At 70.0% G+C, this 17205-nt stretch carries 14 protein-coding genes and 2 tRNA genes; 12 read left to right on the top strand and 4 right to left on the bottom strand.

Going from position 1 to position 17205, the window contains the following annotated elements; genetic code table 11:
* The 4 genes from CXP56_RS12730 (at position 1) to CXP56_RS12715 (ending at position 3946) form a co-directional block, all read left to right on the top strand.
* Positions 1 to 1626, top strand: a complete 1626-nt coding sequence (locus CXP56_RS12730) for an FAD-binding oxidoreductase (RefSeq protein ID WP_245566669.1) — start codon at positions 1 to 3, stop codon at positions 1624 to 1626.
* A complete protein-coding gene (locus CXP56_RS12725) occupies positions 1623 to 2537 on the top strand; it encodes a diacylglycerol kinase (protein ID WP_286901254.1) in 915 nt (304 codons plus the stop codon). The genes CXP56_RS12730 and CXP56_RS12725 overlap by 4 nt, the downstream gene beginning before the upstream one ends.
* Positions 2538 to 3141: 604 nt before the next feature.
* The gene (locus tag CXP56_RS12720) at positions 3142 to 3471 is read left to right on the top strand and encodes a hypothetical protein (RefSeq protein ID WP_286901253.1); all 330 of its coding nucleotides are present in this window, start codon (positions 3142 to 3144) and stop codon (positions 3469 to 3471) included.
* A gap of 91 nt (positions 3472 to 3562) precedes the next feature.
* Entirely contained in the window at positions 3563 to 3946 is a 384-nt protein-coding gene (locus CXP56_RS12715) for a DUF2784 domain-containing protein (protein ID WP_028847955.1), read from the top strand.
* A 30-nt stretch (positions 3947 to 3976) separates the two neighbouring features.
* Here the strand turns inward: CXP56_RS12715 and CXP56_RS12710 are convergent, their stop codons facing one another.
* Entirely contained in the window at positions 3977 to 5203 is a 1227-nt protein-coding gene (locus CXP56_RS12710) for an NAD(P)/FAD-dependent oxidoreductase (protein WP_286901251.1), read from the bottom strand.
* Positions 5204 to 5552: 349 nt separating this feature from the next.
* On the opposite strand from CXP56_RS12710, the gene CXP56_RS12705 reads away from it, so the two are divergent.
* From CXP56_RS12705 to orn, 3 genes are all read left to right on the top strand, one after another.
* Positions 5553 to 6062 carry a hypothetical protein gene (locus tag CXP56_RS12705; protein ID WP_245566668.1) on the top strand — a complete coding sequence of 170 codons (510 nt, stop codon included), beginning with the start codon at positions 5553 to 5555 and terminating at the stop codon, positions 6060 to 6062.
* A gap of 63 nt (positions 6063 to 6125) precedes the next feature.
* Positions 6126 to 6251 (top strand): SDR family oxidoreductase, encoded by a 126-nt coding sequence (locus tag CXP56_RS12700; protein WP_286901249.1) that lies wholly within the window; start codon positions 6126 to 6128, stop codon positions 6249 to 6251.
* Between the two features lie 157 nt (positions 6252 to 6408).
* Positions 6409 to 7038, top strand: coding sequence for an oligoribonuclease (orn, locus tag CXP56_RS12695; RefSeq protein ID WP_028847953.1), 630 nt, complete (start codon positions 6409 to 6411; stop codon positions 7036 to 7038).
* Between the two features lie 15 nt (positions 7039 to 7053).
* Here orn and CXP56_RS12690 read toward each other — a convergent pair whose 3' ends face one another.
* From CXP56_RS12690 to CXP56_RS12680, 3 genes are all read right to left on the bottom strand, one after another.
* Positions 7054 to 7677, bottom strand: coding sequence for a mycothiol-dependent nitroreductase Rv2466c family protein (locus CXP56_RS12690; RefSeq protein WP_211227529.1), 624 nt, complete (start codon positions 7675 to 7677; stop codon positions 7054 to 7056).
* 198 nt (positions 7678 to 7875) lie between these two features.
* Positions 7876 to 7951, bottom strand: a tRNA-His gene (locus tag CXP56_RS12685).
* Between the two features lie 73 nt (positions 7952 to 8024).
* A complete protein-coding gene (locus CXP56_RS12680) occupies positions 8025 to 9242 on the bottom strand; it encodes a L,D-transpeptidase (protein ID WP_028847951.1) in 1218 nt (405 codons plus the stop codon).
* A 242-nt stretch (positions 9243 to 9484) separates the two neighbouring features.
* Here CXP56_RS12680 and CXP56_RS12675 point away from each other — a divergent pair.
* From CXP56_RS12675 to CXP56_RS12655, 5 genes are all read left to right on the top strand, one after another.
* A tRNA-Lys gene (locus tag CXP56_RS12675) sits at positions 9485 to 9560 on the top strand.
* Between the two features lie 438 nt (positions 9561 to 9998).
* Complete coding sequence (locus CXP56_RS12670; RefSeq protein WP_286901247.1) at positions 9999 to 10454, top strand: VOC family protein; 456 nt, start codon at positions 9999 to 10001, stop codon at positions 10452 to 10454.
* 1160 nt (positions 10455 to 11614) lie between these two features.
* Positions 11615 to 12856 (top strand): MFS transporter, encoded by a 1242-nt coding sequence (locus tag CXP56_RS12665; protein ID WP_286901246.1) that lies wholly within the window; start codon positions 11615 to 11617, stop codon positions 12854 to 12856.
* A gap of 353 nt (positions 12857 to 13209) precedes the next feature.
* Positions 13210 to 14616, top strand: a complete 1407-nt coding sequence (locus CXP56_RS12660) for a GGDEF domain-containing protein (RefSeq protein ID WP_084609234.1) — start codon at positions 13210 to 13212, stop codon at positions 14614 to 14616.
* A 528-nt stretch (positions 14617 to 15144) separates the two neighbouring features.
* Positions 15145 to 16581: an LCP family protein gene (locus tag CXP56_RS12655; RefSeq protein WP_028847949.1), complete on the top strand. Its 1437-nt coding sequence runs from the start codon at positions 15145 to 15147 to the stop codon at positions 16579 to 16581.
* Positions 16582 to 17205: the final 624 nt, after the last annotated feature.

Below are 17205 nucleotides of genomic sequence, written 5' to 3'. Positions count from 1 at the left end.
ATGACGGCGGACCCGCAAGTGCCCGTCCCGCCCATGAAGTGGGACGCGTGGGGCGACGAAGCCAAGGCCAAGCCCCTGTCCGAGAACATCCGCGCGCTGCTGCGCCAAGCGCTCGGGGTCTCGACCGACGACGTCCGCGCGCCGGACAAGTCGGAGGTCGTCCTGCGACCCTCGACGCTGGCTGACGAAGACCTGGCAGCGCTGACCGACGTGGTCGGCGCGGAGCACGTGTCACGAGCCGACGCCGACCGGCTTCCCCGAGCCGGCGGCAAGTCCACCCTGGATCTGCTGCGCCGGAAGAGCCGGCGGCCGCAAGCTGCACCCGACGCGGTCGTGCTTCCGGGCAGCGACGACGAAGTGGCCGCGGTGCTCGACGTCTGCGGCCGACGGCGGATCGCCGTCGTTCCGTTCGGCGGCGGGACGAGCGTGGTCGGCGGACTCGACCCGGTGCGGGCAGGCTTCTCCGCGGTCATCAGCCTGGACCTCCGGCGGTTCGACCGCCTGGAATCGCTCGACACCACCTCCGGCGAAGCGGTGCTCGGCGCGGGCCTGCCGGGGCCACGGGCGGAGCAGCTGCTGGCCGAGCACGGGTTCGAGCTCGGCCATTACCCGCAGAGCTTCCAGTACGCGACCATCGGCGGGTTCGCCGCCACGCGCTCGTCCGGACAGGACTCGTCCGGCTACGGGCGCTTCGACGACATGGTGTGCGGACTGCGCGTGGTCACCCCAGCCGGGAAGCTCGAGCTGGGCCGGGCGCCCGCGTCGGCGGCCGGCCCAGACCTGCGCGAGCTGTTCCTCGGCTCGGAGGGCACCCTCGGGATCATCACCGCCGTCCGGCTCCGGGTGCACCGGCTCCCCGAGGTCAAGCGGTACGAAGCGTGGCGGTTCGACGACTTCGCCGCTGGGGCCGCGGCCTTGCGGGCGGTCGCCCAGCACGGCACCCAGCCGACCGTCATCCGGCTGTCCGACGAAGCGGAAACCGGCGTCAACCTGGCCATGACCGACCGTATCGGCGGCGAGCAGGTCACCGGTGGGTGCCTGGCGGTCACCGTGTTCGAGGGCACCGAACAGCAGGTGGCCATGCGGCATCAGCTGACCAGCGCGGTGCTCCGGGCCGCGGGAGGCACGTCGCTGGGGCCGGAACCGGCCGAATCCTGGGCACACGGGCGCTTCGACGCGCCGTATCTCCGTGACGCCCTCCTGGCCAACGGCGCCCTGTGCGAGACGTTGGAGACCGCCACGAGCTGGTCCAACGCGCCCGCGTTGAAGGCCGCGGTGACCTCGGCGCTGCAGTCGGCATTGGCCGAGACCGGCACGCAGTCGCTGGTCATGTGCCATATCTCGCACATCTATCCGACCGGGTGCTCGCTGTACTTCACCGTGGTGGCGGCCCAGCGCGGCGACACCGTCGAGGACGTCATCGAGCAATGGAAGCGCGCCAAGCGGGCGGCGTCCGACGCGATCATGGCCAACGGCGGCACCATTACCCACCACCATGCCGTCGGGGTCGATCACCGGCCGTGGCTGCCCGACGAGATCGGGGACGTCGGCGTGCGGATCCTGCGCGCGGTGAAGGCCGAGCTCGACCCGCACGGCATCCTCAATCCCGGGAAGCTCGTCCCATGAGCGACGTCCGGTCTGTCGTGGTGCTGACCAACCCGGCTGCCGGAGTGGGTCAGGCGGACAAGTCCGCCCGCCGCGCGGTCGGCCGGCTGCGAGAACGCGGCGTCGACGTGGTGGACGTGGCGGGCAACGATCCGCAGGACGCACGACGGATCGCCAAGGCGGTGCTCGACCAGGGCCCGGACGCCCTGGTCGTGGTCGGCGGGGACGGCATGATCCACCTGGCCGTCCAGATGATGGCCGGCCGGGACATCCCGCTCGGCGTCATCCCCGCGGGCACCGGCAACGACGTGGCCAGGGAATTCGGCTTGCCGCGCGGCGCACCGGAGGCGGCCGCGGACGTGGTGGCCGACGGCCACCACCAGCCGATCGACCTCGCCCGCATCACGCGGCCCGACGGCGGGCACACCTACTTCGCCACCGTGATGGCCTGCGGCTTCGACTCCCTGGTCAACGACCGGGCGAACCGGATGCGCTGGCCGCGCGGAAGATCCCGGTACACCGTGGCGATGCTGGCCGAGCTGGCCGCGCTGCGGCCGCTGCCGTTCCGGATCGAACTGGCCGACGGCACCACGGTGGAGCGCGAGCTGATCCTGGCCGCGGTCGGCAACACCCGCAGCTACGGCGGCGGCATGCGTATCTGCCCCGGCGCCGACCCCGCCGACGGCCTACTCGACCTGACGCTGGTCGAGGCGATGCCGCGAGGACAGCTGGTGCGGTTCTTCCCCACCGTGTTCAGCGGCAAGCACGTCGAGCGGGAAGAGGTCGAGTGCCTGCGCGCCCGGAGCATCCGGGTGACCTGTCCCGGAATCACCGCCTACGCCGACGGGGACTTCGTCGCGGAGCTGCCCGTCGAGGTCGACGTGCTTCCCGCGAGCCTGAAGCTGCTGCGCCCGCGGCCGCGTGGTCGGTGACACCCGGCTGCACGGCGGTTGCGGGTGATGGCTGCCGGGACGCTCCCGCCGGCTACCGACCGCCGCTCCCGGCCGGTTCGTCCCCGGGGTGCGCGGATGCCGCAGCATGCCACGGCCCCGCCCACGTTCAGTTGTCCCGGCGCTCCGCCGACTACGGACCACCCCGCCCCGGCTACGCCAGCCACCGAGATACCACCACCCCGGCAGATCCCGAGCCCGCCCACACCCGGCTGTCCTGACGATCCAACCCACCACACCGCCCAGCCCTGACCGCCCACCGGCCTCGACCGTCCTGGCGCTCCAGCCGACTACGGAACCGCCCCACCCAGCCGCGCGACCACCGAGACACCACCACCCCGGCAGCTCCCGAGCCCGCCCCTAGCTGCGCGATGGCGCGCTCGATGTCGAGACGAACGTCACGAGGAATCAGCCTTTCGGGCAATTCCTGCTGCCCACCCGCGACACCGCGCATCACCCGCCAGCATCATGGTGCGAGGTGAACTGACGAGGTTGAACGACTCGGCGGGCTCGGCACCGGCCGAGCCCCGAAGTGAACCCTCCGCTGGCGTTTCGCCGTGTACTCAGCGCCGCGTACCCGGCACTGATGGAGGTCATCATGTGGTTGCACTGGGTGCCGCTGTTCGTGCTGATCGCACTGATCGTCGTGCGCGTGCTGGTGAACCTCGAGGACAGGCCGGGCGCCGCTGAGTCCACCGCGCTGTCCGCGACCCGCGGCGGCGCAGCCGTGGGCAAGCTCAGGTCGGCTCCGCCTGCCGCGATGAGCAAGCTCCGCTCCGCGGCGCGGGCCGTTCGCAACGGCTCCGGCGAACCGGGATCGACGGTGCTCCGCCGGTGCTCGGTGGCGTGCCGCGCCAGCACGTTTCTCAGCGCGCGGTGCACCGCGTCGAAGCGCTGCCCCGGCCCGGCTCGGTAACCGCCTGGGGGCGCACCGAAACCGTCCGACGTGCGCACCGAGGCTCGGCGAAGCGCCGGGCCGGACCGGTCGGCGAGCCTAGAATCGACCCATGTACGCGGTGCTGGCCGACGCGATCATGGTGGTGCACTTCGGTTTCCTGGTGTTCCTGGTGATCGGCGGCTTCCTGGCATGGCGCTGGCCCCGCGTGATCTACGCGCACGCCCTCATGGTCGCCTGGGGCGTGATCATCACCGTCTTCTCGCTGGAGTGCCCACTGACCGGCCCGGAGGACTACTTCCGGCGCAAGGCAGGGCAGGAAGGCCTGGGTGCGACTGGTTTCATCGACACCTACCTGACCGGCGTCATCTATCCCGAGGCGTACCTCGGCTTGGTCCGGGCGCTGGTGGCCGGGGTCGTCCTGGTCTCGTGGATCGGCTTCGCCGTGCTGCGCCACAGGCGGGCGCGGGCCGAGAAGGCGGCGGCTTCCCGGTGAGCACCCCTGCCCGGCCCCGGCCGTGGCAGCTCACCGTTGCGCCAGCTCGGCGAGGTCCGCGGTACGCAGCTCGTCGGCGGTGACGGCCACCCGTTTGTCCACCATGGCCTGCAGCGCGTCGCCGTCGTCCCACTGGTTGACGTTCATCGCCGCCTCGACCCGGCCGTTGCGCAACCAGAACGCGGTGAAGTCCCTGGCGCCGAGATCACCCCGCACCACCAGCTCGTCGCTGTGCGGATCGGCCAGGCCGCGGTACTCGCAGCCCAGGTCGTACTGGTCGGTGAAGAAGTACGGCGTCGCCTCGTACGGCTGAGGTTCGCCGACCAGGTTCTTCCCGGCCTGCTCACCCTGCCCCTTGGCGTTGGCCCAGTGCTCGATGCGGATGCGGCGGCCGTAGCGCGGGTGGAAATGGGAGGCGATGTCACCGGCGGCGAAGACTCCGGGCGCGGCGGTACGCAGCCCCGCATCGACGGTGACGCCGCCGTCGTCGGCCATCTCCAGCCCGGCGGCGCGGGCGAGCTCGACCCGCGGTGCGGCGCCCACGGCGACCAGCACGAGATCCGCAGGCAGCTCGGTGCCGTCGGTCAGCCGCACCCCGGTGACGCTCTCCTCACCGGTGATCGCCGCGATTGGGGAACCCAGCCGCCACTGGACGCCGTGCTCGACGTGCAGCTGGTGGAAGACCCTGGCGATCTCTTCGCCGAGAGCGTCCAGCAGCGGCAAGGGCCGTACGTCCACGACGGCGACCTCGGCCCCCAGGCTTCGTGCGGCCGCGGCCGCTTCGCACCCGATCCAGCCCGCGCCGATGATCACCACGTGGCGCGCGGCTTCGATGCTCGCGCGAAGGTCGAGCGCGTCGTCCAACGTCCGCAACGTCCGGACACCGTCCAGGTCGGCGCCGGGGACGGAGACCGTGCGCGGGCGCGAACCGGTGGCCAGCAGCAGCCGGTCGAACCGGTGCTCGCCGCCGTGCGAGTCGGTGACCACGCGGGCACCCAGTTCGATCCGTACCGCCTCGACACCGCGGCGCAGGTCGATGCCGTTGCGCACGTAGAAGTTCTCGTCGTGGACCCAGTCGGGCTCGTCGCGCTCGGCCAGCAGGATGCCTTTGGACAGCGCAGGCAGCTCGTACGGGCGGTGCTGCTCGGCACCCAGGAGGAGAAGCTCGCCGTCGTATCCTTCCGCTCGCGCCGCGGCAGCCGCGGTGGCCCCAGCCAGGCCGGCCCCGACGATGACGATCCGCTGTGGCTCTGCCATGGCCGTCACGCTATCCGCGCCGGGCCCAGGACGCAGCAGTTGTCCACGAGCCTTGCCCGGAAGTGGCCGAATCGTAGCTGCGAGGTGGCGGAACGGAGACCGCACGGACCGGCCATGCGGACGGGCTTCTTGATCCACTGGCCACATGAACCCTGCACAAGCGGATTTGCTCGCCCGTGATCCACTGCCCCTGCGGGGCAAGCACGTCGTGGTGACCGGGGTGAGCCGTCGCGCGGGACTCGGCTACACCACTGCGTGCGGGCCGGCCGCCTCCGGTGCCGGCGTCTTCTGCCATCGCTTCGCACCGCATGACGCCAGCCGGGAATAGGGCGCCTACGACTTCGAGGCGGTGCTCGCCGGGGTCCACGCGCGCCTGGCCGACGGCGCGCACCTGGCCGACGACAAACGGGTCGCCGACGGCGCACGGGTCGCTGGTCCACGCGCCGACCTCACCGAACCCGGCGTGCCGGAGCAGGTCACCGCAGCGGGCGTGCGGGAGTTCGGCTACCTCGGCGGCTTGATCTGCAATCAGGCGCTGGCCGGCGCCGACGGCGCCATCCCCGAACTGATCGTCGAGCATTTGGACCGGCACTGGGCGGTCGACGCCCGCGCGACGATCTTGCTGGCGCAAGCGTTCGCCGATCAGCACGAGGAGGGCCGCTCCGCATCGGTCGTCTTCCTGACCGTCCGGGCCGGGGCTCGGCCCGGTGCCCGGGCAAGTGAAGTACGCGGCGACGAAGGCGGCGATCGCCGGGTGCCACGACCATCGCGGATCAGCTGGCCGATCGCGGAATCCGGGTCGGCACCGTCCATCCGGACCCCGCAAGACACCCGTCCCGGCCCGGTCGACACCGGCTAGCTCACCCCCGGCCCGGTCGACACCGGCTACCTCACCGACGACATGTGGCGGGCGGTCGAGCCGATGTTCCCGTTCGGTCGATTCGGGCAGCCCGACGGCGCGGCCCGGCTCCTGGCATGGCTGATGACCGACGAAGCCCGCTGGATCACCGGGCAGGTGATGCACAGCGAGGGCGGCTTCGGCCGGTGACGTCCGCGCGGCACCTGACCGGTTGCCCCGGCGGCGCGAGTTTCGCCAGCTCAGCACGGGTCCGGCGGTCCCGGCGATTGCCCGGACGGGTCGCGATTTGATCGCGCCGCGTGGTGTGCCGGCACGCCGCCGGACCACTTCGGCTAATGTCCTCCGGGTGAACGACAGGCTGGTGTGGATCGATTGCGAGATGACCGGGCTCGATCTCTCCAAGGACGCCCTGATCGAGATCGCCGCCTTGGTCACCGATGCCGACCTCAACGTGCTGGGGGACGGTGTCGACGTGGTGATTCACGCCGATGAGGACAAGCTGGCAGGCATGCCGGACGTGGTGCGCGAGATGCACGACGCCTCCGGGCTGACCGAGGAGGTTCGGGCCTCCACCGTCTCGGTGGCTGACGCCGAGCGGATGGTGCTGGACTACGTGCGTCAGTACGCCCCTGAGCCGCGCACGACCCCGTTGGCGGGCAACTCCATCGCCACCGACCGCGCGTTCATCGCACGGGACATGCCAGCGCTCGACGCGCATCTGCACTACCGGATGGTCGACGTCTCGTCGGTGAAGGAACTGGTGCGGCGCTGGTACCCGCGGGTCTACTACGCCAAGCCGGAGAAGGGCATGGCGCACCGCGCGCTCGCCGACATCAAGGAGTCCATCGCCGAGCTCGCCTACTACCGTCGCACGGTGTTCGTCGGCCAGCCCGGGCCGAGCTCGGACGAGGCCAAGGCGGTGGCCGCGGACATCATGCGGGGTGCCGCGCAAGCCCAGCAGAGTGCCAACGGCTGAGCGCGACACCGCCGTTCACCGCTTGATTTCGCGGAATGTCGCCGCACCGGCCAGCATGAGCGTGCCGTCCCAGATGCGAAGCGCCTCCTCCAGGCCGGGGACCGCAGTGAGCACCGGCCCGAACAGCGCGTGTCGCTGACCGTCCGGCGTGGTGATGGCCAGCACCGGAGTGCCGACCTCGGCGTCGATGCGGTCGACCCCGGCACGATGCGAGGCGCGGAGCGCTGCGTCGTACTCCGTGGAAGTGCCCGCGTCTGCCAGTTCGGCGGGCAAGCCCGCGCGGACGAGGGCTTCGGACAGGTCGTCGATCCACTCCCGCTCGGCGCCTGTGGCGTCGGTCCACAACGCGTCGTAGAAGGCACCGAGGGCGGCATGCCCGTGTTCGGTCTGCACAGCGGCGGCGACGCGCGCCGGGATCCAGAGGAAGCCCTCGGTGTCGCCTTCCGGGTCGTCGTCGCGGTGTTCGTTGAGCACGGCCAGGCTCATCACACGCCACCGGATCTCCACCGGCCGGTGCTCGGCGACGAGCGTGAGCCACCGGGCGGTGTGCCGGGTGAGCGGGCATGCCGGGTCCAGCCAGAAATCCACGACCCACCGGGTCCGCGCACCGTCCACGGAGCTGGTGATGGGGGTGTGCACGCCGCTATGAAACCGGTCACGGTGGGGCGCGCGCCAGTCGTGGCCCGGCCCGATCACGAAAAACGGCCGGTCACTCGGACCGGCCGATGCCAGGACCCGCCCCTGACTGCGCCGGGTCATCGCCTTTCGTCGCGATGCGCTCTCCGGAGCTCACGGGCGGCCGTCGCTGCTGCCGCAGGCCGCTGACCTGCGGATTCCTGGGGTGGATAACGGGACTCGAACCCGCGCCCTCCTGGACCACAACCAGGCGCTCTACCAGCTGAGCTATACCCACCGTGCGGCGCTGCATGTCCGCGCCGGCCGCAACATCGTAGCGCGACCGGTCTCAGCGCCGGCGACCGGACCCCCTAGTCCGCGCTGCCCTTCTGCCACTGCTTCCACGGCATCTGCCAGAAGCTCCACCCGTCGGTGGGTTCCAGCTTCGGGCCACCCGAGTTCCGGACGATGAAGATGTCGCCCGGCTTGGTCTGGTTCATCAACCAGCGCGCGTTCTCGGTGGACAGGTTGATGCAGCCGTGGCTGACGTTCTGGCTGCCCTGCGCCCACACCGACCACGGGGCGGAGTGGTAGAAGATGCCGCTGTTGGACAGCCGGACGGCGATCTCCACCGTGGTCCGGTACCCCCCTGGGGAGTCCACGGGCACACCGTAGGTGCTGGAGTCCATGGTGTAGTTGGTGTGCTCGCTCATCACGGTGTAGATGCCCTCCGGGGTCTCGTTCCCCGGCTTGCCCATCGACTGCGGCACGTTCTTCACCCGCTTGCCGTCGATGTAGACGACCAGCCGGTGGGTCTTGCCGTCGGCCACCGCCACCAGCTTGCGGCCGATCTTCATCCACGACGACACGTCGGCCATGCCGTACATGCCGTCACCCAGGTGCTTGCCGTAGATGTTGGCCTTGACGGTGACCTTGGTGCCCGGCTCCCAGTACTCCTTCGGGCGCCACACCACCCAGCTGTCGTTGAACCAGTAGAAGCCGCCCTCGGTGTCGTTGCTGGTGGTGATCTTCAGTGCCCGTTCGGCCGCCTTGCGGTTGGGCACCGGCGCGGAGAACTGGAACGAGATGGGCATGCCGACCCCGACGGTCTGCCCCTCCGGCACCGACATCGAGACGCTGATCTGCCCCTTGGGCTGCACCGTGGTGAACGTCGACCGCTTGACGGTCTTCTCGCCGTCCTCGCCCACCCCGCGCGCGGTGAGCTTGTACTGCTTGCCGTAGCCGAGCGGCTCGGCAGACCGCCACGTGGTCTTGTCCGCCGACAGCTTGCCCTTGACCTTCTTGCCGTCCGGGTTGACCAGGCTGACGCTGGTGAGCGTGCCGTTGGTGGCCTTGACCGTCACCGGCTCGCCGGGCGCGACGTCGGTGGCCTTGTGCCGCGGCTTGAGCGTCAGCGAGATCGGTTGCGGTTCCGGTTTGGCCTCCGACGGCGCGCTTCCCCCGCCGGACGACCCGCCCTCCTGCGGGCTCGACGTACATCCGGCGAGCACCAGTCCCGCGGTCACCAGCACCGCCGTCGCCCGCCGGACGATCGCGCGCCCGCGCCCTGTGGCTGCACCACCCCTCATGAGCATCGAATACCGCCTGTCTGTATCCCCGCCATTACCCGGCAGGACAACGCTCGGTCTGACGCTCGGAAGACGCCTCGCCGGTACCCGAGGTTGCTTGCTGCCTGGGCGAACTCGTAAGTCGTAACTATTGCCGACATCGAGAATATCTTTGCCGGACCCCCCGTGCGTGGAGGTGATCCGGCCGTGCTACCTTTTCTGTCGTCGACGGCGAGGCCGGGTCACCGGCCCGGAAGACACCAGCGCCATTAGCTCAATTGGTAGAGCAGCTGGCTCTTAACCAGCGGGTTCGGGGTTCGAGTCCCTGATGGCGCACCAACACCCCAGGTCAGCGGGCCTGGGGTTCTTTTTTGCTGCCGCGGCCTGCGCCGCCGAGCCCGGCCGGCGCCGATCCCCGGCCGGTGCGCGCCCGGCCGCACGCAAAGTCCGGCCGTGTTCTGCAATACACGCGAATGGCCTAACTCCCCACAGGCGCCGGTGCGGCCCAGCCCACGAGGGGCAGCGGGTTGCGCTCGCCCCACACACAGGCGCCGGTGCGGCGGTGCGCGGCACGCAACACATCCGACGCCGACGCCCGAACGGGCCGGGGAGGCGGCAGGCTTGGAGCAGCCCCGAACGAGGCGACGGTGTCGTATCCGGCTGCGAAACCTCCGATGAATCCGGAGACCGCGCCCGGTCCAACCAGTGTCCACGCCGCACCAGACCCCGCCGACCAGGCGGACCGGTACGGCCCGCACGAACGGATCGGAGACAGCCATGAGCAGCGTGCAGACCTTCCTCTGGTTCGCCAGCGGCGCGGAGGAAGCGGCGGAGTTCTACGTCTCACTCGTGCCCGACTCCCGCATCGTCGACGTGCAGCGCGGCCCCGACGGGCAAGTCGTGGCGGTGCGGATCGACCTCGACGGACAGCGGTTCGGCCTGCTCAACGGCAACCCGCACTACGCACCCAACGACTTCGCGTCGATCTACGTCGAGCGGCCGACCCAGGAAGACGTCGACCGGTTGTGGGATGCGCTGCTGGACGGCGGGGAACCGGCCGCGTGCGGCTGGCTGCGCGACCGCTACGGGGTGTCCTGGCAGGTCATCCCCGCCGAGCTGCCGGGCCTGCTGGCCGATCCCGACCCGGCCAAGGCCCGGGCCGCGACCGAAGCGATGCTGACGATGCAGAAGATCGAGATCGACAAGATCAAACAGGCGCACGCCGCCGCCTGAGCAGGACGAGGTTCCTCGTCGGCACCTCACCCGAACGTGTCGCCACGACGGCGGTGCTCGGTGCAACTGGCCACTGCTGAGCCGCCCGAACCGCACGGACGCCGGGGTGACCCCGGGTGTGACGCGACCGCGACCTCGTGAGCCGCCCGAACCGCACGGACGGCGGCTCGACACGCGTGCGCCACGGAAGCGCCTTACGCAAGGCTTCTGCCCTGTCGCCAGCGGGGCGCACAGCCAGGACGATGGATCCATCGGCGGCAGGCTCCCACCGGGCCGACAGTTCACCAGAGACGCCGGCGAAACTACGAACCGCGTTCCTACGCACACCGGCCCGCCAATGCCCCGGTCGGGCACGAGCACACCGCCCGCGGCGCGATACCGCACAACGCGGCAAGCACCGACGCGCTGGCATCGGTGTGGCGAACGGAGTGACGACGCGGCACGGCTCGCTCCCCGCTCGAAGACCGGTCTCGGCGTCGACCCGCTCACCACACGCGCGCGGCCGACGACAAGGCCTACGGCACCACCGAGGTGTCCGAGCGGCGCTGCACCACACGCGCGCGGCCGACGATCACGGTTGCCCACACACTGTCGGCAGCAGCACGCTGCTCCCGGTCAACCCCGGCACGCAGAGCCGGGTACATCGAACATCACGACATCAACATCACAATCCGGGCACATCCCGCGTGTCGGTTCGCCATACCCGTGCACACCCGCTCAACCGGCGCATGCGCGTGCTGCATATGCTGCTCGCCACCGGTGACGTGCCTGTCGCGCGGAACTGAGCGCGGAACCGAATCTGCGGGGATCCGAGGGATCCCACCGCGTCGGTCGCCCACCCAGCTCGCACAGGCGAGCAGCACACACCAAGGCCGCCGAACGCTCACGCGCACCACGCGTCAACCCTCGGTGGCACCGTGGGCGGAATCCGCGGCGACCGGACGGCCGACAGCACCACGCACGAACCGATCACCCGGCGGAGCCACAGTCGATGAGGATCAGCGAACTTTGTGACACATTGTCATCAGGCTTGTACTATGTGAAACCGCGCGACAACGAGACCATTTCTTCGGCGTCTCCGCTCGTCATACCTCGCGACAAGAAGGCCTCTCTCATGTGCACACCGAACGCGACCCAGCACCGAGGGGAGCATGGCGTCTGTGCGCAGGACTGAGCGCCAGGAGAGGAGCATCCCGCGGTTCCGCCGCGTCGTGGCGAATCGCGAGTTCCGCGGCCTGTGGCTGGCCGAGGCGTTGTCGATCGCGGGCGACCAGCTGGCCAAGGTGGCCTTGGCCATCCTGGTCTACCAGCGCACCTCGTCGCCGCTGTGGTCGGCGGTGGTCTACGCGATGACGTTCTTGCCCGCCCTGTTCGGCGGGGTCGGGCTGTCCCAGCTCGCCGACCGGCTCCCGCGGCGCACGCTGCTGGTCAGCTGCCTGCTGGTGCAAGCCGTGCTGGTGGGGATCATGGCCATCCCCGGCACTCCCCTTCCGGTGCTGTGCTGCCTGGTCTTCCTGGTCGCCATGCTGACCGCGCCGACCAACGCGGCGCAAAACGCCACGGCGCGCGAAGCGTTCGACGACGATGCCGAGTACTTGCGCAGCCAGGACCTGCGCGGCATCACCACCAACACCATGATGTTGCTCGGCCTGGCCGGCGGCGGGCTGCTGGTCACCGGAATCGGGGTCGCCTGGGCGCTGCTCATCGACGCCGCCACGTTCGTGCTGGCAGCCGCCGTCATCGCGGCCACCGTGCGCTGGCGGCCGGCCGCGGGCAGCCCGGAGGACGGCTGGTTCGCCGGGATCCGGATCACCGCGTCCGACCCGCACCTGCGGGTGCTGTTCGGCATGGCACTGCTGGTCGGCCTCACGGTCGTGCCGGAAGGCCTGGCCGCGCCGATCGCCGCGCAAATGAATGCGCCGGACGTCGCCGTCGGGTGGCTGCTCGCCGCCGACCCGCTCGGCTTCGTCATCGGCGCGTTCGTCTTCTCGCACTACGCCACGGCGGACACCCGGTTGCGGCTGATGGGCCCGCTCGCGGTGGTCTCGTCGGCAGCGCTGATCGGCTTCGCCGTGCAGCCGCCACTCCCGCTGGCACTGGTGCTGCTGGCGATGTCGGGCGCCAGCGGCGCGTACATCCTGACCGTCGGGGCGACGGTCAACAGCGCGGTGGCCAACAACGTCCGCGGGTCCGTGATGGGCCTGTTCCGCACGGCACTCCGCGTCACGCAGGGCATCGGGGTCGCGCTCGGTGGCGTGGTGGCCACCGCGATCGGTTCGGCAACCGGTACCGTCGCGCTCGCCGGCGCACTGGGGGTCGTCGCGGCCTCGTACGTCGCCGTGCTGTGGGCCCGGCAGCGCACCCGGCCGGGGGCGGTCAACCGCACCGCACACGCCGGTTAGCAGGCACCGGATCAGAAGTCACGGTCGTTCACGGGGGGTCCTTTCCACACGAGTGGGTGGTATCGCTTACAGGGGGCTACGGGTAATCAGAAGTCACGGTCGGACATGAAATCCTCCACAGCGCACAAAGGGGTTTTTCTTGATCATCCTCGGTGATCAGAAGTCGCGATCAGACAAGGTTGTCACCTCCGATCGACAACAACGCGTCGCGGCAAGCATCATGACAGAAAGCCACGGCCCTGTGAACTGCCGGTGCGGCCACAGTGAGATCATACTGACAACGGCCCGGCGGGAGTTTCTCGTACGGACCCACCGGGTTGCTCGCCGCTCGCCGGCCGGCGGGGGCTGGAGGTATGCGCGTGGCTGGACCGAAGCGTAGGCCGTATCCGCGACCGCCCGCCGCGGTGCCGGCGAACGGCGCTCGAGAGCGTGCTCCGGCGCCATCGGCCGGGCCGGCGCCGGTGGTGCCCGCCCAGCGCAGCGGCCACTCCCGCCGCCCCCGCGAGTGGCTGCTGTGGCAGCGACCGAAACGATTCATTGCGTTCTTGCTGGTCGGCGAAGCAATTGCGATCACGGTCCTGATCACGGCCACGGCGTATTCTCCACGGCCCGACCTGACCGACGTCGTGCGTTTTCTGATTCTGGCCGCGGGCGCAACAATTCATATTCAGCTGACCCGCCGCCAGGAAGCCCGCCGGAGAAACCGCGGACTGCGCGGCGTGCTGATCGATCTGACCGCGGTGTGGATCTTTCCCGCCGCACTCGTTCTGCCGATCCCGTTGATCATCGCGCTGGTCGCTTTGGTGCGCGCGCAAAGATGGTTTTCCGCCCGGCGCCCTGCGCACAACTTCCTGTTTTCCTCGATTTCCCACGCGCTGGCCGCGTCCACCGCTCACCTGGCGTACACGGCGCTGGGCCCGCGGGACTGGGGGTTGCTCGACGGCTGGCAGTTCGTCGTCGAGTTCGGCCTCATCGTGGTCGCGGCACTGGTGTACGAGGCGGTGCAGATCGTCTACGTCGGCAGCATCATCGCGCTGAACAGCGCGCGGCCCACCATGCAGAGCTCGCTGGGCACCAAGGCCGACAACGTGCTGGAGGCAGTCACCATCGGGCTAGGCGCGGTCACCGCCATCCTGCTGGTGATCATGCCGCCGACCGTGGCGATCATGGCCGTGGTCACCGTGGTGTTCAACCGGCTGGCCGAGCTCGACCAACTCCAGTCGGACGTCCGGACCGACCCCAAGACCGGGCTGCTGAACATGCGCGGGTGGACCGAGTCGGCACAGCGGACGTTCCGGCGTGCGGTGCGCTCGGAGGCCGGGCTGGCCGTGCTGATGATCGACTTCGACCACTTCAAGGAGATCAACGACACCTACGGCCACCCGGCGGGCGACGACGTGCTGCGCCGGGTCGCCGAGCTGCTCACCGAGGTCACGCGCCCCGGGGACGTGGTCGGCCGGTTCGGCGGCGAGGAGTTCCTGGTGCTGGTCAGCGACGTCGACGCACTGCAGGCCTATCACACCGCGGAACGGATTCGGCACCGCGTCTCCACTGCGGCCATCAGCACCCGCGGGAAACGCGGTGAACCGGTCACCATCACCGACCGTACGACGTCGATAGGTGTCGCCGTCTATCCTCAGCACGGCCGGAGTATCGACGAGTTGCTGCACGCCGCCGACGCCGCGGTTTATCTGGCCAAGGAACAAGGACGCGATCAAGTCCGGCTGGCGGGAGAAACGCCATTTCGGGCCCGGCACTGATAGTGACGTCGCACACCGTCCGGGCATATCAGTCGATCAAGAACGGTAGCGACATCACCGACATTTCCGGCGGGCCTGCGGCGCATTGTGTTTGCCACCGGGACGAACCCCGAAACACACCCCCGGGTCACCGGTCAGCAACCACCCACCCGTTACCGTGACCGCATCCGCGCGTCCCTGCGCCCTGGGGGCATGGGCGTATGCGACGCTGCGAGAGCGGGCAACCCACGTACGGCCCGGCGCGTCTAACGCACGGGACCCGGCAACGGGAAGGCGAAGGGAGCTGTTGTGGCGTATCGGCCGCGTTCGGACGGCGGGCGCCGACCGTCACCGTCGTGGGACAGCGACGCGACGCGCCCTGTCCCGCGTGCCGTGCCACCACGACCGCGCCCGTCGAGCAGGCCGACGAGCGGTCGCCCGGCCGGGCAGCCGCCACTTCGCCCGCCCAGCCGGCCGGCGCCCCGCCGCCCGACGAAGAAGCGCCGACCCAACGTACTCGCACTGGCCACGAAGATCCTCGTCGGGCTGGTGTCGGTGCTGCTGATCGCCGTCACCGGCTACGCATACGAAGGGCTGCAGGACTTCTCCGACATGGAGTCCTACGACGTCATCGCCGGCGAGGATCCCGGCCCGCTGCCCGCCGACGGCTCGCGCGACATCCTGCTGGTCGGCATGGACAGCCGTACCGACGCGCAGGGCAACTCGCTGCCGAAGAAGCTGCTCAAGAAGTTCAAGGCGGGCAAGGACGAAGGCGAGAACAACACCGACACGATGATCTTGCTGCACATTCCCAACGACGGCAGCAAGGCGGTGGCGATCTCGCTGCCCAGGGACTCCTACGTGGAGATCGCCGACGGCTACGGCATGCACAAGCTGAACTCCGCCTACGGCCGCGCCAAGGTGGTGAAGGCCAGAGAGCTGCGCGAAGCGGGCGAGACCGACGAGAAGGTGATCTACCGCAAGTCCAACCAGGCAGGCGCGAAGCTGCTGATCAAGACGGTGGAGGAGCTCACCGGCCGGAAGATCGACAACTACGCGTCGGTGAACCTGCTGGGTTTCTACGAGATCACCAAGGCCGTCGGCGGCGTCGAGGTGTGCTTGAAGCAGGCCACGCAGGACGACAAGTCGGGCGCCGACTTCCCGGCGGGCAGGCAGATCATCTCCGACGTCAAGGCGCTGGCCTTCGTGCGGCAACGGCACGGCCTGCCGCGGGGCGACCTGGACCGGGTGGTGCGCCAGCAAGTGTTCATGGCAGGCCTGGCCCGCAAGGTCATCTCGGCAGGCACGCTCAGCAACCCGGAGAAGCTGTCCAAGCTGGCCGAGGCGCTGAAGAAGTCGGTGGTGCTCAACGAGGGCTGGGACATCCTGGACTTCGCCAAGCAGATGAGCGGCCTCAGCGGCGGCCAGGTGCAGTTCACCACCATCCCGGTGCGCGGCGACATCACCACGCCGGAAGACGGCATGGCGCTCGAGGTCGACCCGCAGGAGGTGCAGGACTTCATCGCCAGCCTGTCCGGGGTCGGAAAGAAGAAGGTCAAGGACAAGCCGGATCCGGCGCACGCCCAGGTGACCGTCAGCGCCATGAACGGCGTCGGCGTCACCGGCCTGGCCGCCGGCGTGTTGGAGAAGCTGAGCAGCCTCGGCTTCAAGACCGGCACCACCGGGGACATCCCGCCGCAGGACGTCACCGTGGTCAAGCACGCGCCGGGCGAGCAGAAGTTCGGGCAGATGGTGGTGGACGCGCTGCCGGTGTCCGCTCGGCTGCAGGAGGACAAGGCGCTCGGTCCCGGCCAGGTGCACGTTCTGATCGGGGCGGACTACCCCACCGATGGCGGCGGCCACACGGTGGGCGGCGGCAGCCAGACGCAGGGCGCCGTGCAACAAGCCCAGCTGCGGCCGGCACAACAGCAGCAGGACGATGACGACAAGCCGATCACGGCCGACGGCATCCGCTGCGTGTACTGATCGGGCTCGCCTGCTTGGCCACCAGAAACCGCGCGCCTGTCGGCACCGCTCGCCGTCGATCGGCGAGGCCTCGGCGATCCTGACGAGCCAGCCGACCTCGCGGCCCCTGGTGGCAGCGGGACTGGCGCACCCCCTGCCCGCTCGCTTCCGATGTTCCGGCGGCGGCGCACTGGGCGAGTCGGCCGGTCTGCGGCGCCCATTAACCGAAAGACGAAAGATGCCGCATCCGACCGCCAGCCATGCCTCGGGCACCGCCGCGCCACGAACAGTCCAGCCCAACACCCGGCGCCTGAACGCACCGCGGCCCACCGGTCGGATCCGGCACCAATCGATCGCCCCCACCGCGCCCCGCCAGCCGGACGGTGCCACCACCCGGCTCCGAACAAGGCGCAGTGCATCAACCAGCCGCGTCCCCGGCCAGCCAGCCCCCACCAGCCGACCACCCCCGACACCCACGACCCAACCGGACACACCACACCAACCAGCGCGTCGCCAGCCAGGCAGACCCCACCAGCCGACCACCCCCGACCCAGCCGGACACACCACGCCAACCAGCGCGTCGCCAGCCAGGCACCGACATCTCAGGGACGGGCTCCGTAGCGTCTGATGACCGGCGGTAACCGG

It is taken from the genome of Thermocrispum sp. (genome assembly GCF_002919275.1).
Taxonomy (GTDB): domain Bacteria; phylum Actinomycetota; class Actinomycetes; order Mycobacteriales; family Pseudonocardiaceae; genus Thermocrispum; species Thermocrispum agreste.
Note: the sequence above shows the minus strand (reverse complement) of the source record. Positions and strands in the feature narration are given on the sequence as shown.

Coding starts and splice junctions, on each gene's coding strand:
- CXP56_RS12725 (WP_286901254.1), top strand. CDS start 1,623: ATGAGCGACGTCCGGTCTGTCGTGGTGCTGACCAACCCGGCTGCCGGA.
- CXP56_RS12720 (WP_286901253.1), top strand. CDS start 3,142: ATGGAGGTCATCATGTGGTTGCACTGGGTGCCGCTGTTCGTGCTGATC.
- CXP56_RS12700 (WP_286901249.1), top strand. CDS start 6,126: ATGTTCCCGTTCGGTCGATTCGGGCAGCCCGACGGCGCGGCCCGGCTC.
- CXP56_RS12660 (WP_084609234.1), top strand. CDS start 13,210: ATGCGCGTGGCTGGACCGAAGCGTAGGCCGTATCCGCGACCGCCCGCC.
- CXP56_RS12730 (WP_245566669.1), top strand. CDS start 1: ATGACGGCGGACCCGCAAGTGCCCGTCCCGCCCATGAAGTGGGACGCG.
- CXP56_RS12715 (WP_028847955.1), top strand. CDS start 3,563: ATGTACGCGGTGCTGGCCGACGCGATCATGGTGGTGCACTTCGGTTTC.
- CXP56_RS12680 (WP_028847951.1), bottom strand. CDS start 9,242: ATGAGGGGTGGTGCAGCCACAGGGCGCGGGCGCGCGATCGTCCGGCGG.
- CXP56_RS12670 (WP_286901247.1), top strand. CDS start 9,999: ATGAGCAGCGTGCAGACCTTCCTCTGGTTCGCCAGCGGCGCGGAGGAA.
- CXP56_RS12710 (WP_286901251.1), bottom strand. CDS start 5,203: ATGGCAGAGCCACAGCGGATCGTCATCGTCGGGGCCGGCCTGGCTGGG.